This window comes from Hymenobacter glacieicola (genome assembly GCF_014640315.1).
Lineage (GTDB): Bacteria > Bacteroidota > Bacteroidia > Cytophagales > Hymenobacteraceae > Hymenobacter > Hymenobacter glacieicola.
Map to the genome: position 1 here is coordinate 352,334 of NZ_BMGS01000004.1, position 14,207 is coordinate 366,540.

A 14,207-nucleotide genomic window follows, 5' to 3' on the forward strand; every position below is an offset into this window, starting at 1 on the left:
TGAGCTTTTGTTTTCCTTCCATGCGTACAGTTGCCTTCGTAGTGGGCGGCGCCCTGAGCGCTGGTCTGCTGTCTTGTTCCACTGATTCGGGTAGCAAACCGGCGACGCCGGCCGCGGCTCCGGCCACCGCTACCGAGAACCCCCTGACCCGGCGGGGCGGCCCCCTGCGCCAGCAGTGGGCCATGGATCGGTTGTGGGAAGATGGCAAGGCCGAGGTAGCTACCTATGAGGCCGAGCGGGTAGTGTACGGGGAACCCCGCCGATTCGACTTCACGCTCATTACGGTTAAGGAGGAGTTCAACCAGCAGTATAACGTTAAAACCGACGATACGCGCCGTAAAGACGTGTTTCCGGTGATGAAAGTAAACCAGTTCTGCACTATTCCTACGGAGCAGTACCCTTACCACTTTCTGACTTCCCTGTTCTTTCGGCGCGACCAGCCAGCCCAGCTTTACAAGCTTACTACCTCCTCGCAGGAGTGGTGCGGCAACACGTTCAAGGCCATCCTCGACGACGGTATGCAGTACGTGCAAACCTATAATTCGTACTGGGACGGCCAGGGCGGAGGGCAGCGCCAGCTACGGCGGGTGGTGCTGTTCGAGGATGCGCTGCCGTACACCCTGCGCAGCTTGCGCTTTGAAGCCCTGCCTACCTTCAAAGCTGATGTGTATGAGCTCCAGCAAACCAACCAGGCCCCCCCGCCCGTGCTTTACCACGCCCAGATTCGCACGGAAGATGCCCTGACGGCCGACACGCCCGAGCCGGCCTGGTGCGTGACGGTCGCGCTTACCAACCAAAAACAGAACGTGTATTGGTTTGGTAAACGGTACCCCAACGTGCTGCTGCGCCAAAGTACCTGGGACGGCCGCACGCTCCGGCTCAAGCAAGTGCGCCGCTACGTGTACTGGCCCGTGGCAGCGGCCGGTTCAGCTGCACCTGATACGGCCGCTGCTACGCCCGCTGCGGCTGAGCGCTAAATCGGCCCTGCCGGGCATCCGCAACCAACACCGCCAGCAGCAACCCGTATTCCAGCCCCACCACCCATAGGTTTTCGGTGTAGGCGGAAGTGCGGTAGGCCGAATAGGAAAGCACCGCCAGCCCCGACCACGCCACGGGATAGTGCAGGCGGGTGAACACGCCCAGGGCTATCAGTGGCGTGATGTACCACGGGTGTACTGTGGTGGCCAGCAAAAAGTACAACGTCAGGAGCAGGAGCAGGGCGCGGGGAAGTGTTGCCCAGGCCGGTTGCCGCTCGCGCGCTGCCAGCAGCAGGCTACCCACGGCCGTAGCGCACGCCAGCGCCGGCCCAATGCGGGCAATATCGTTGTAACCCTTGTACCACTGGCCGGCGGCCCGCAACAGGTAGTACACGCTGGCATTAAACTCAAAGTTGCGGAAGTACAGCGTGAGGCTGCGCCCGATGTTGCGAAACAACTCAATGGATAGAAAGGGCGCGAACAGCACCAACAGCCCTATTGCCAGCACCGATAGAAAGCGCAGTAGCTGGCCCCAATCCAGGCGGCGCACCAGCAGGGGCAGCACCAGCAGGGGCAGCAGCTTGGTAGCGACGGCCAAGGCCAGGGCCGCGCCTGCCCGCGCCACTTGGCCACGGGTAGCCAGCCAGAGCAGCAGCAGCAGCAAGCAGACGACTAGCGCCTCGAAGTGCAGATTGCCCGTTAACTCCACGAGTACCAGCGGGTTGAGCAAGTACCACAAGGCTTGTTGCGCTGGCAAGTTGAACCGCCGTAACAGGGCGAGCAGCAGCAACGCCGTGCCCAGTTCCGCCCCCAGAATCAGCAGCCGCAGGACTACCACAAACCCCAGCGCCGAAGTTGGAAACAAGCGGGCCGCGGCCCCAAATGCTGCCTGACACACCGGCGGGTACACCGAATAGTAATGCGGGGAATTGAGCCGGGGATATAGCTCGGCTGCCAGCTGGGCCGGAAGTGGGCCCGTGGGTTTTAGCAGCTCATCGGGCCGGAACTGATACGGGTTGACGCCTTGAGCAACCAGTAGCCCGTCCCACCGAAAGCGGTGGTAATCGTCGGAGAGGGCGGGCAGGGCCGGCAGCCAGAGCAAGCGCAATACTAGCGCCGCCACCAGGCCCTGGCGCAGAGGTAACCCCGCCCGCATTGCCCAGCCGTATAGCCCAAATGCCAGCAGCAGTATCCCCAGCAGCTGCCCAAACTCCGTCCGCGGAGTAGCATAGGCCAGCACTCCGTACAGTGCGGCGCTACCAGCAAGCAGTAGAATACGGACGGCCGGTTTCATAGAACAGCGCAGGAGGCAAGGTTGGCGAAGGCAGGGCTAGCAGCAGTTTCTACTTCGGAGCCTAGGAAGCATGCCGCAATGAATAGTAAAAGACCAGCCCGTAACCCGTGGCCAGGAGCACATGCGTGGGTAGGAGTCCAAACTCGCGCAGATAAATGCCGGCCCCGATTCCAACTAGAAAGTACAGGCACAACAGCCCTTCCAGCAGCGTGAGGCCGCTGAGCAGGCGGCTGGTGCGGTAGCGGCGGCCTCGCCAGGCCCCTGGCTGCTGCACCAGCCCCAGCTTGGGTGTGCGGATAAACGCGGTGCGCTGGCCTAGCAAACCAAGCAGCACCGCCCGGGAGTTGTGCAAGGACAAGCCCATGGAAAACGCCAGAAACAACAGCAGCTGCCCCCCAAAGCCGGGCCGGGGCGGCGGCCGGTCTAAGGCGGCCCGCTGCCAGGCCGTGCGGAAGTAGAAAACCAGCGGCACCAGCACCACCAGAAAGCCGGTGGCCATTTGAAAGGCTGGCTCCAGCTGCGGCACCCGGGCCCGCATGAACACCAGTGGCACGCTTAGCACGGCCATCAGCAGAATAGCCAGAAACACCGTGCTGTTTAGCAAGTGAAAAGTAGCTTGCAGGCGCGTGCCCAAGGGCTGGTTTGAACGCCATACGGCACCCAGGTGCTTACGAGCCGTTTCGGCGCCCCCCTTGGTCCAGCGGAACTGCTGCGACTTGAGGGCATCCATGGTGGCGGGCAGCTCCGCCGGGGCCGCTACCTGCGGTAAGTAGCGGAAGTGCCAGCCCCGCAGCTGGGCCCGGTAGCTCAGGTCGAGGTCTTCGGTGAGGGTATCGGCGTGCCAGTTGCCGGCGTCCTCAATGCAGGCGCGGCGCCACACGCCCCCGGTGCCGTTGAAGTTCAGGAAGTGCCCGCCTTGCCGCCGGCCTACCTGCTCCACGTAAAAGTGAGCGTTCAGGGCGAAGGCCTGCAGAGTAGTCAGCAAGGAGTAGCCCTCGTTGAGGTGGCCCCAGCGGGTTTGCACTACCCCGGTGCGGGTGTTTTCCGCCTCATCAAGAAAAAAATGAGGTATAACTTGCTCCAGAAAATCGGGCGGGGGCACGAAGTCGGCGTCAAAAATGGCAATCAGCTCCCCACGGGTAAGCGCGAGGCCGTGGGCCAGGGCACCGGCTTTGAAGCCCGCGCGGGTAGGGCGGCGCACATGGTCGATGCGCAGACCTTGGGCGCGGTAGTACGCTACCCGGGCGGCTACCAGCGTCACGGTTTCGTCGGTGGAGTCATCGAGGACTTGCAGGTGCAGGCGCCCGGCGGGGTAGCGCAGGACGGCGCAGGCATCGAGCAGGCGTTCGGCCACAAACACCTCATTGTACAGGGGGAGCTGCACCGTCACCAATGGCCACTCGGCCGGGGCAGATGGGGTAGGCTGGGGCGGAGCAGCGTAGGCCCGGCGGGCCAGCCGGGTGAGTTGCCACTGGCCCACGCTAAAGCCCAGCAGCAGCAGCAGGCAGAGCCCGTACAACCCAATCAGCAAAAGTTGTAAAGCAAGTAGCAAGCAGCTGGGGAATAGAAAAAGGAGGAAAAGAACTGGGTGTTATGGTACTGGCTGCACTCGACCCGAAAGCAGCCTAGCCGCTCCCGCGGGTTACAGGTAGCGGAAAATAGTCCACAGGATTTTGTAGCCCGCGCCCAGCGTGCCCTTCACCGTGCCGGACACCTTGCTTACGCCAATGCGCCGCCGGTAACGCACGGGTATTTCCGTGCAGCGCAGCCCTAGTTTCGCCGCCTTTAGCTGCATTTCTACTGTCCAGCCGTAGGTAGTATCCTGCATGCCGATACGGAGCAGGGCCTCGCGCCGCACGGCCCGAAACGGGCCCAGGTCGGTAAAACGGGCTCCGTAAAGGTAGCGCAACAGGTTCGTGGCCAGCCAGTTGCCAAACAGTTGCTGGGGTAGCATCGAGCCGGCCTCCCGCTGGCCCAGGGCCCGGGAGCCAATCACCAGGTCGGCTTCCTGGCGCAGCAGCGGGGCCACCAGCGCCGTCATATCGGCAGGGTAGTCGGAGTAGTCGCCGTCCAGAAACACGATGATATCGGGCTGCTCGGCCAGGGGGCGGCCGTAGCAGCGGGCCATGCCGGCCAGGCAGGCGTGGCCATAACCCGGGCGCGGCTCCCGCAGCACGGTAGCCCCGGCGGCGGCGGCCACCGGGCCGGTCTGGTCACGGGAGTTGTTATCTACCACAATTACCTCGCGCACCAACCCCTTTGGAATTTCGGCCAGTACCCGGCCGATAGATTTCTCTTCGTTGTAAGCAGGGATAATAACGTCGATGACGGCCGGCGGCAGAAGGGCAACAGACATGGGTGGGGCAAGGTTGAGCCTGCAAAGATGCGCAAGTGTGACGCTTCCGGCCCCACAACCCGACCACAAACCGCCTCCGGCCCCTGAACTCTGCTTTTTACTGGCCTGAGGTAGCGCCCGCGCATGCCTTTTGCTGGGCCGCTACCTCAGGCCAAGCCCTGCAACTCCGGCCGCTGTTTCTTGGTTAGCCGTATACCCCAGCTTTACTTGTAGTACTCATGCTCCAGATTGGCGACCAGGCCCCCGACTTTACCCTCCGCACCACCACCGGCGAAACCTTCCGCCTCCGCGACCAGCGCGGCCAGCGCAGCGTGGTGCTTTACTTCTACCCCAAGGATGATACGCCCGGCTGCACCGCCGAAGCCTGTTCCTTCCGCGACCAGTACCAGGATTTTCAGGACTTAGGGGCGGAGGTAGTGGGCGTGAGCTCCGATAGTGAGGCCTCCCACCAGAAGTTTACCCAGAAGCACCGCCTGCCTTTTCCGCTGCTGGCCGATGCCGGCGGGCAGGTGCGCAAGCTCTACGAGGTGCCCCGCGCCCTGCTGGGCCTGCTGCCCGGGCGCGTCACCTTTGTCATTGATAAGGAGGGAATTATTCAATATATCTTTAACTCCATGAGCCGGGCCACCGACCACGTAGCTCAGGCCCGGGAAGTTCTGCGAAAGCTCGACAGTAGTAACTAGGGTTGAGCTTTGCAATTGCCTACTTTTGCTGCTTCACGTACTGTTGAGCTTCGGCTGGCAGTTAGTGAAAGCTGCTCTTTCTTCCTTGCGCGGACCAGCCGTTATCCTGGGCCGGGCATAAATACGGCCCGTGGACCCACTATGGGCTAAGCAGGAAGAAGCTGGCGAACCCGGAAGTGTAGTCGTGTATCGTAGGTTAGTATGCCCAATTTGTTTCAAGAAGTGTTTGAGCGCGCCCGGCGGGAAAAGCGGCTGTTAGGAGTGCGTAGTAGCCAAGGCGACCCGTCGCGGTTTTCGGTGGGTTACGTGCTGAGCTACTCCGAGGAAGTAGTGGTGCTGCGCATCATCAACCGCGACGGCATGCCCACGGCCATCCAGTCGTTTAATCTGCTGGACGTCTTTCAGTTGGATTTCGATGATCAGTACACCCGTCACGTCGAGTTCAAGGCCGATAACCTGGACAAAGTGTACGCCGGGTTGAAGTCGCCCGCTTTTCTGGAGCAGGAAGACCTGACGGTGCCCCTGCTGCTGGAGCGGGCCCACCAGGCTGGCCAGCTGGTAAACGTATACACCCACCTGAGCATGGATTACTACGGCTACGTGCGCCAACTCACCCAGGAGCACGTGCTGATGGAGTGCTTCACGGAATATGGCCTGCCCGATGGCCTGGTTGTCTTCCGCATCGAGGACGTGCGCAACTTTATCTGGAGCAACGAGGACACCCGCGTGCTGGAGCTGCGCCTGAAGCAGCGCGGTCCGCAGGGGGCGTAGCCAGCGGCGGCGTAACCTCTGGGCCGGAAAGATGGTTGGAAGTAGCAACTGCTTCCTTTTCGCTTTTCTGCTATGCTGCGTTTCCTTTCCGGCCTGCTGTTGCTGGCGCTGCTCACTACTTCAGTGGCAGCCCAACCTTCTGCGCCCACCAGCCTCAACGCTACCCTCGACGGGTACGAATATCCCTTTCCCGTTCGCTACCTGCCCCTGACCCTTGAGGGCCAGCGCTTGCGCATGGCCTACATGGACGTGGCCGCTACCAGCAAGCCCAACGGCCGCACGGTAGTGCTCCTGCACGGCAAAAACTTTTTTGGGGCCTACTGGCGCGAAACCATTAAGGCCCTAAGCGGGGCCGGCTTCCGGGTGGTAGTGCCAGACCAGATAGGGTTTGGCAAGTCGGACAAGCCGGATATTCATTATTCCTTTCACCAACTGGCCCTGAACACCCGCCGCCTGCTCGATACGCTGGGCGTGCAGAAGGTAGTGGTGGTTGGCCACAGCATGGGCGGCATGCTGGCCACCCGGTTTGCCCTGCTCTACCCGCAGCTCACCGAGCGGCTGGTGCTGGAAAACCCCATCGGACTGGAGGACTACCGCCTGGGCGTGCCCTACCAACCCATTGCCCAGGCCGAAGCCTCGGAGCGCAAAAGCACCGAGGAAAGCATCCGCAAGTACCACGCTACCTACTACCCCCACGGCTACCCCAAAGCCCACGACGAGTGGCTGCTGCCCTTGGCGGCCCAAACCCGCCACCCCGATTTCCCGCGGGTTGCCCGCGCCAACGCCCTCACCTTCGACATGATTTACCAGCAGCCCGTGAGCTACGAGTTCAGTCGGGTGCAGGTACCCACCTTGCTTATCATCGGGCAGGACGACCGTACGGTAGTGGGTAAGGGCCTGATTAAGGACCCCGTCGTGCTGGCCCGCATGGGCCAGTATCCGGAACTCGGCCGCCGGACCGCCGCCCAAATTAAAGGAGCCAAGCTGGTGCCGTTGCCCGGGGTAGGCCACATTCCGCACCTGGAAGCTACTTCGCAGTTTCTGGCGGCGCTGCTGGCGTTTGTGAAGTAAAACCTATTGGGATAAAGCGGTGGTGGGCAACCTTTTATACTCGTGAAGAATCGGTTTTTAGAATCCCCTAGCTGAATTACTATGAAGATGTTGCTGTCGGTCGGCTGCTGTTTTCTGGTCTATGCCGCGCATGCCCAATCTGCGCCCGTTGCCGATACCGAAGTAAGTACCCGGCCAACCTTGGGCGTTAACCAGCCCCAACCGCGTGGAGCCAACGGGCGGAGTTCAAGCCGGAAGCGACGCGCCGTAAGCCCGCAGTCAGATCGGGCTACCACCTCCGGTACTTATCAAACCCGGCCCCATACTATGCGCGTGGCGGTGCCCGACACGGCCGGTCAGAAAATGCCGCGTATGAAAATGCCAGCTTCCGCCCCGGAAAAAAGCGTTGCACCGCTGCCGCCCCAGCGAAGGGTGCGAGAATAACCAATTTACACCGCTGGGTCAGTTGTGCCGATTCAGGCAACCTGATGGCCCATGAGCCGGTTAGCGCGAAGGTGCTGCGGGCTGTTAGCTCAGAATCCGGAGGCTTTCGGCCGTAATCAGCTGGGAGCCCTGGTAGCGGCCTTCGCGCGGTCCGTTTTCCAGATTAAGCACGCCGCGGGGGCAGACCGTGCTGCACAGCCCGCAGCCCACGCAGGCGGCCCGGATGATAGGCTCCCCGCGCTGGGCGTACTGTTTTACATCAATGCCCATTTCGCAGATGTTGGAGCAGTTGCCGCAGGAAATGCACTGGCCGCCGTTGGTGGTAATGCGGAAGCGGGAGAAGTGCTTTTGCAACAGCCCTAGGTAAGCAGCCATGGGGCACCCGAAACGGCACCACACCCGGCTGCCCATCAGAGGGTAAAACCCTACCCCGATAACCCCGGCGAAGATGGAGCCGATAAAGAACCCGTACACTTTGCCCAGGCCATCTACCGGGCTCAGGCCCCCCAGCAGCGGCACGCCCGACTGCTGCGGGGTAGTAAACCAGCCGGGCAGCGCGCCCGCCGCGCCCAGCCACAGCAGTGCCGTAATCAGTACGATAAGCCCCAGAATTGGGTAGATCAGGCGTACTTCCCAGCGCCAGGCTTCCCGACTTTTATCGGAAAGGTGGCGGTAAGGGTCGCCGGCGGTTTCGGCCAAGCCCCCGCAGCCACACACCCAGGAGCAGTACCAGCGCTTTCCGAAAAAGTAGGTAAGCACCGGCGTGGCCAGAAATGACATGACTGCTCCCCAGAACACCATAAATACGCCCAGCCCTGGCCCGCCATCCTTGAGCAGGTAGCTTACCGTGCCGGGAAACAGGTAGTCTTGCTTCAGGGGCCAGAAGTAGCTGAAGTAGTACTCCGGGCGCTGCAGGGCCAGCATCAGGCCCGGCAGCAGGAAGGCAAACCCCAGCTGAAAGAACATCACCGATACCGTACGAATCTGTTGGTAGGGCGAGGGGCGGTATTTCCAGAGCGCCCGGCCCCCCATCACCAGCACGGCTAGGGTGTAGAACGTACCGTACAAAAACCACTGGTCGGCGGGGTGGCGGCGCAGGGCCTGGCTAAGCGGATCGAGGGCGTGCACGAGCTGATTGAGGGGCCCGAAGTTGCCCTGTCCATCATCGGCGCTAAACCAGTAGAGCACCACGTAAAAGCCGGTCAGGACCACCGCCGTAAGCCAGGCCAGGCTGCCGCGGCCGGTACTGCCGCGCAGCCAGAGGTTGTCCTGGCGCACACCGGCGGGCTTCCGGCCAAATGTAAAGGCAGCCCAGCCCAACGTGCCCGCACTCAGCAGCCCCAGGGCTACGAAAAAGCACAGCCGGGCCCGCTCGGCATCCGCATCGAAAGCTACCGGCAGCAGCAGCAGCAACCCCAGCCCAACCAGGGTTAGCAGTGCTTTCTCAACTCCCGAAACGGGCGTAACGGGCGGGGTAGGGGCAGCAAGCGAAACAGTAGACATAAGGCAGAAAACAGAAACGAATACGTTGGCTTCGGCGCGAAAAGCCCTATCAGCTAGGCCGGAGGTTACCGCCGGCAGCTTCCGCATACTAACGCAGCCACCAGCCTGCTAGGAGCACGAACGGGTACTTTTTGCGTGGGCGCTGCGGAAGCTGCCCGGGTGGCCGCGGCGGTTAGTGATGATGGTGATGGTGCGGATCGTGGGGCTTGCCGAACAAGTTCAGCAGGGAGCCCACCACGTACAGGCCTAACCAGCAAAGGTATAGCCAGTTGTAGCCTTCGGGCTGGGCGTGGCCCAGCAGCCGGATAATCAGCTGCGCGGCCCCGCTCATGACGGCGCCTACCAGGGCAATGTACTGGAAGCTGTTCAGGGCGCTGGGGTGGTAGAGTTTGGAGAAATCCATAGGGCAAGCAAAGTGAAACAGGCGGCAGAGTTTCGCCAAAACGGCCGGCAAACCCTGCCGGTCCGGTTAGGAACGGAAAGAAAAAAGTCCCCGCCGGCGCCGGAGCGTCACCGGGTGCTGCGGATACTGCTGGTTGAACGCCCGCACCACATCGGCCTCATGCTGGCGATAAAACTCCGGGTCGAAGTTAGCGGCGCCCAGCTCGGCTAGTACGGTGGTAACGGGGGTGCCGGCCCGTAGCCACTGGTCCCATACGTCGTGGCGCTGGCGTAGACCCAGGGCGTTCAGGCCCGTGACGGCGAGGGTAGTATCGGAACGAAAATTCAGGCGCAATAAGTGCCGCCCGCTGGGATGCTGCCAGCAGAACGTGTGCTCGCCCGGGGGCACTTGGGCGGGCACGCGGCCGTAGGTTTGATACTCCAGGTCGAAGAACTTGGCCGAGTTGTACCAGGGGCCCCGCTGGTAGCGCGTCGGCTGCCCGCAGATGGTGTGGGCCACGGTTTCGCCCTGGTGCCGACCCGTGTACCATAGCTGTTCAATGGCCACCTCGCCCGCCTCGGGGCGGCGGTGCTGGGCGCAGTCGCCGGCGGCGTACACGTCGGGCAGGCTGGTTTGCAGGTACTCATCCACCAGAATTCCCCGGTCGGTTTCGGCCCCGGCCGCCTGAGCCAGCTGCCGGTTGGGCTCCACCCCAATCGAGAGGCCGACCCACTGGCAGGGCAGCTCCTGGCCCTGGGTGGTGCGCACGGCCCGCACGCGGCGCTGGGCATCCGGCAGAATCTTGGCCAGCTGGGTACGGTACTGAACGTTGATGTGATGGGCGGCTAGCTGCTGCTGAACCAGGGCGGCTTCTTGGGCGGGCAGCACGGAAGCCCAGTAGTGGGTTTCGCGCACCAGCAGCGTCACGGCAATGTTTTTGGCGCTCAGCATTTCGGCCAGCTCTACCCCAATCAGCCCGCCGCCCACTACCACGGCCTCACGCACGCCGTGCGTGTCCCGGGTCATGCGTTCCAGGTCGGGGAGGGTTACCAGGCCTTGCACCCCGGCTAGCTCCTGGCCCGGCCAGTTGGCCCGGCGGCCCGCCGAGCCGGTAGCCAGTAGCAGCTTATCGTAGGTGAGGGTAGGGCCCGTGCTCAGGCTGACGGTTTTGCGCCCGGCATCGATGGTCGTGGCCCGGGCGTGCACCAGCTCCAGGCGGTTTTCGGCCCAGAACCAGTCCTCGTAGGGCTTGATGTCTTGGGGGCGCAGGTGGCCCAGGTACACGTACATGAGGGCGGGGCGCGAAAAATGGTGCAGGCTTTCCTCCGAAACGAGGGTAATGCGGGCCGTGGGCTGAAGCTGCCGCACCGTGAGGGCGCAGGTAACGCCGGTAATGCCATTGCCGATGATAAGGAGGTGCATGCAGTGCCAAGCCAGAGCGAAAAAGAAACCCGAGCTGGGCAAAGCTACGCCGTTGTGGGGGAAGTGGTTTTTCGCGGCAGTTCCCGGCAAGTTTGCCTAACCCCGGTGAGTAGCAGCCGTACTGGTGAAGTAACTATCCATCACCAAAACTCCTACACTGATGATAACGCCCCAGAACGAAGTAAACAACGATAACGAAAACCAAAACCTGTCCGAAAACACCGAGCACGCCGCTCCCTATAGCGAGCAGCAGGAAAAGGAAAAGGAATTCAAAAAGATGATGAGCAACGGCAAGGAAGGCAACGACCCTAGCGCTTATCGTAACCAGGGCGCCGGCGGCTACACCCAGCGCTCCGACCAGAAAGACCAACTGGAAAACCTGCACATTGGCGGTGCCGAGGGCGTTCCGCAGGGCGGCAACACACACAACGATGCCGGGGAGCACGCCGCGGGCCCCGGCTTCGAGTCGGAGGGCAGCATTGAACTGGACCACCAGTTGCGCACCCGCGACCAAGAGTTCGGCGAAAAGACGACCAGCGGCCCTGCCAAGCCCGTGGAAGACTAAGCCTCTATCCCTTAAAACGGGTAGTACCTGCCTTGCCGGCTGGTTCCTACGTAGGGAGCCAGCCGGCATTTTTTTGCCGATTTGCCCCGTTGAAAGCGCTTTTGATTGCCGGAATGACAAAAAAATAAATCAAGCAGGCTAAAGGCCGCATTAGGTTAGCAGGTTTTCCTCCCTATATCTTTAGAGTCCGATAAGACAGCTGGCGTTCGTCCGGATAGGAGCCAACCTGCTTTGCTGACTTCTTCACCCGCGCTTCCCACACCTTTTTTCAACTCAATTACTTTATGGATGCCAAAACTACTACCCCAGTAGAACAGGATGAGTTAACCCCGGACCTAAACCACGAGGAAGAAGAGCTTTCCTCTGGCAATGGCCGGTTGGCAATTATTGTCGGAATTATTGTGGCTGTGGTGGTGCTGGGCTACGTGCTGCTACCGGCCCAAGCTACGCGGCGCATTACCAACGCCATGCCCATCATGGAGTTAGGAGAAGCGAGCGTAACCGGCCACCGCGAAAAGGAAGCCGCGTCGACCACCGAAGAGGAAACTGCCAACAAAGCCGACGCTGAAGCGGAGGCAGCCGCTGTCACCAAGAAATCCATGAACCGCTCGGCCACCGCTACCCCGGAAACGGGGGCCGCAACGGCCCTGGCAGCGCCAAGCGCCGATGCTGCCGCTGAGCCAGTGGCTATTGAGCCGGTGCCAGCCGCTCCCGCTGCCACGGAGGCGTCACCTGCTACCGTCACCCTCTCGGGCCGAATCCTCGACGAGGAGGGCCAGCCCCTGGCCGGGGCCACCGTCATGCTGAAAGGCTCGCGCAGGGTTGCCGGCACCGATGCCAACGGCAACTACAGCATTGAAGTACCGGCCGGCGACAACACGCTGGTGTATGGCTACGGCGGCTACGAGGACCACGAAGTGCACGCTCGCAACGGCCAAGCCCAGAACGTTACCCTGGTACCGCGCGAGGATGCTCCGCGCCGCCGGCGCCGATAAGCAAAACAATGTTGTGTGGCTGGCGTCCGTTTTAACGCTACAAGCACCTAACTACAACAGGCCCCGCCGGTAATCCGGCGGGGCCTGTTGTATTCTACTGATCGGCAAGTTCTTACTACGGCTCGGGGGTAGGGGGCGGACTGCTACCCAGGCGTTTACCAAACAAGAAATACACCGGCACGCCCAGGGCCACCAGCAGCAGGCCGCGCTGGGCAAACTTGGAGTTTTCGGGGTCGGTGAGCAGGATAAAGCAGAAGGCCGAGGCCAGCACCACGTACAGCAGGGGCACCAGCGGGTAGCCGAAGGCGCGGTAGGGGCGGGGTGCCTCGGGGCGGGTGCGGCGCAAGATGAAAATGCCGATGATGGTGATGACGTAAAACAGAATTACGGAGAACATAACGTAGTTCAACAACTCCCCATAGGAACCCGACAGGCACAGCCCGCAGGCCCAGGCGCACTGGGCCCACAAGGCCACGCTGGGCACGCCAGCCTTGTTGAGGCGGCCCATGCCCGAAAAGAACACCCCGTCGCGGGCCATGGCATAGTAGGCCCGGGCCCCCGACATCAGAATGCTGTTGTCGGCGCTGAAGGTGCTGATCATAATCAGGACGGCCATCACGTAGGCGCCCGGCGCGCCCAGAATGCTTTCGGCGGCGGCCGTGCCTACCCGCTCGTTGGTGGCGTACATAATGCCGCGGCCCAGCACGTCGGTAGCATTCGGGTCGCCCTGCAGGGGTAGCACCAGCAGGTACACCACGTTAATCAGGATGTAAAGAGCCGTTACGATGGCCGTACCCAGGGCCATGCTCAGCACAATAGTACGCTCGGGCTTCACAATTTCGTCGCCCGAAAAGCCGATGTTGTTCCAGGAGTCGGAGCTGAACAAGGAGCCCGTCATGGCCAGGCCAATGGCCGTTACTAAGGCTCCGGTGGTCAGCGGCACGCCCTGGCCGGCGGCGTTGAAGCTCATGGCCTGCCACACGTTCTGGAAGTTCTGACTAACGGCCTGGTCGTTGATGCCAAACAGAAACCCGCACAGAATCAATAGGGCCAGGGCAATCAGCTTGGTGCTGCCGAACACGTTGGCAATCAGCTTGCCCGAGCGCACGCCCCGAGAGTTGATAAACGTCAGGAAAATCAGCAAGCCAATGGCCAGCAGCTGCACCGTGGTAAACTTGAACGCCCCGGCTTCCAGGAGTACGTTGCTTTCCGAAAACCAGGGAATCAGCACCCCGGTAAAGCGGGCGAAGGCCACGGCCACGGCCGCAATAACCCCGGTCTGGATTACCAGAAACAGCGTCCAGCCGTATAGAAAGGCCACGAGCTTGTTGTAGGCCTCGCGCAGGTACACGTACTGACCACCCACCTTGGGAAACATGGAGGACAGCTCGCCGTAGCTCACGGCCCCGGCCAGGGTAATGACGCCCGTCACCAGCCACACGACCAGCATCCAGCCGGCCGAGCCCACCAGCCGGGCAATGCCCGTGGAGACGATAAAAATGCCGGAGCCAATCATGCTGCCGGTCACAATCATGACGGCATCAAACAGCGTAATGGCCCGCTGAAAATGACCTTGTTTTTCGGACATAAAGGGAGAGTAAAGGGTGTTTCGGGCCGGAAGATAGAAGATTAGCCCGGAGATAAGGGCAAAGGCGCGCTGCCCCGCGCCTGGTTTCTGCGTAGACGGCGGGTGCCTTCTCCTGTTTCCGCTGATTTGAAAAACGATGCGCGCCAGCTCAGCGGTAGTGAGCCGGTTGCCGCGCGG

The 14,207-nt window shown here is 61.8% G+C and carries 13 protein-coding genes; 6 read left to right on the top strand and 7 right to left on the bottom strand.

The genetic code is table 11. The annotated features are described in order from the left end of the window. The first annotated feature begins 20 nt into the window (after window positions 1-20). On the top strand, window positions 21-977 hold the full coding sequence (locus IEW18_RS09445; RefSeq protein ID WP_188557588.1) for a hypothetical protein: 957 nt from the start codon (window positions 21-23) through the stop codon (window positions 975-977). On the opposite strand, the gene IEW18_RS09450 is transcribed toward IEW18_RS09445, so the two are convergent. The 3 genes from IEW18_RS09450 to IEW18_RS09460 form a co-directional block, all read right to left on the bottom strand. After that, entirely contained in the window at window positions 952-2,271 is a 1,320-nt protein-coding gene (locus IEW18_RS09450) for an MptA/MptB family glycosyltransferase (RefSeq protein ID WP_188557589.1), read from the bottom strand. The genes IEW18_RS09445 and IEW18_RS09450 overlap by 26 nt on opposite strands. A gap of 61 nt (window positions 2,272-2,332) precedes the next feature. Beyond that, a complete protein-coding gene (locus IEW18_RS09455) occupies window positions 2,333-3,823 on the bottom strand; it encodes a cellulose synthase family protein (protein ID WP_229728669.1) in 1,491 nt (496 codons plus the stop codon). Window positions 3,824-3,913: 90 nt separating this feature from the next. Further along, window positions 3,914-4,627 carry a glycosyltransferase family 2 protein gene (locus IEW18_RS09460; protein ID WP_188557590.1) on the bottom strand — a complete coding sequence of 238 codons (714 nt, stop codon included), beginning with the start codon at window positions 4,625-4,627 and terminating at the stop codon, window positions 3,914-3,916. 218 nt (window positions 4,628-4,845) lie between these two features. Here IEW18_RS09460 and IEW18_RS09465 point away from each other — a divergent pair, with 218 nt between their 5' ends. From IEW18_RS09465 to IEW18_RS09475, 3 genes are all read left to right on the top strand, one after another. Further along, the gene (locus tag IEW18_RS09465; RefSeq protein ID WP_188557591.1) at window positions 4,846-5,310 is read left to right on the top strand and encodes a peroxiredoxin; all 465 of its coding nucleotides are present in this window, start codon (window positions 4,846-4,848) and stop codon (window positions 5,308-5,310) included. A gap of 201 nt (window positions 5,311-5,511) precedes the next feature. Then, on the top strand, window positions 5,512-6,081 hold the full coding sequence (locus IEW18_RS09470; RefSeq protein WP_188557592.1) for a hypothetical protein: 570 nt from the start codon (window positions 5,512-5,514) through the stop codon (window positions 6,079-6,081). A gap of 72 nt (window positions 6,082-6,153) precedes the next feature. After that, window positions 6,154-7,152 carry an alpha/beta fold hydrolase gene (locus tag IEW18_RS09475; RefSeq protein ID WP_188557593.1) on the top strand — a complete coding sequence of 333 codons (999 nt, stop codon included), beginning with the start codon at window positions 6,154-6,156 and terminating at the stop codon, window positions 7,150-7,152. Window positions 7,153-7,659: 507 nt separating this feature from the next. Here the strand turns inward: IEW18_RS09475 and IEW18_RS09480 are convergent. The 3 genes from IEW18_RS09480 to IEW18_RS09490 all read right to left on the bottom strand — a co-directional run bounded on the left by IEW18_RS09480 (window position 7,660) and on the right by IEW18_RS09490 (window position 10,882). Next, window positions 7,660-9,078, bottom strand: a complete 1,419-nt coding sequence (locus IEW18_RS09480; protein ID WP_188557594.1) for a 4Fe-4S binding protein — start codon at window positions 9,076-9,078, stop codon at window positions 7,660-7,662. 172 nt (window positions 9,079-9,250) lie between these two features. Further along, window positions 9,251-9,481, bottom strand: a complete 231-nt coding sequence (locus tag IEW18_RS09485) for a hypothetical protein (RefSeq protein WP_188557595.1) — start codon at window positions 9,479-9,481, stop codon at window positions 9,251-9,253. A gap of 66 nt (window positions 9,482-9,547) precedes the next feature. After that, the gene (locus IEW18_RS09490; RefSeq protein ID WP_188557596.1) at window positions 9,548-10,882 is read right to left on the bottom strand and encodes an NAD(P)/FAD-dependent oxidoreductase; all 1,335 of its coding nucleotides are present in this window, start codon (window positions 10,880-10,882) and stop codon (window positions 9,548-9,550) included. Between the two features lie 160 nt (window positions 10,883-11,042). Here IEW18_RS09490 and IEW18_RS09495 point away from each other — a divergent pair, with 160 nt between their 5' ends. Together IEW18_RS09495 and IEW18_RS09500 are read left to right on the top strand one after the other, a co-directional pair. Beyond that, the gene (locus IEW18_RS09495) at window positions 11,043-11,447 is read left to right on the top strand and encodes a hypothetical protein (protein WP_188557597.1); all 405 of its coding nucleotides are present in this window, start codon (window positions 11,043-11,045) and stop codon (window positions 11,445-11,447) included. Between the two features lie 284 nt (window positions 11,448-11,731). Then, window positions 11,732-12,442, top strand: a complete 711-nt coding sequence (locus IEW18_RS09500; RefSeq protein WP_188557598.1) for a carboxypeptidase-like regulatory domain-containing protein — start codon at window positions 11,732-11,734, stop codon at window positions 12,440-12,442. A 115-nt stretch (window positions 12,443-12,557) separates the two neighbouring features. Here the strand turns inward: IEW18_RS09500 and IEW18_RS09505 are convergent, their stop codons facing one another. Beyond that, window positions 12,558-14,030 (bottom strand): APC family permease, encoded by a 1,473-nt coding sequence (locus tag IEW18_RS09505; protein ID WP_188557599.1) that lies wholly within the window; start codon window positions 14,028-14,030, stop codon window positions 12,558-12,560. Window positions 14,031-14,207: the final 177 nt, after the last annotated feature.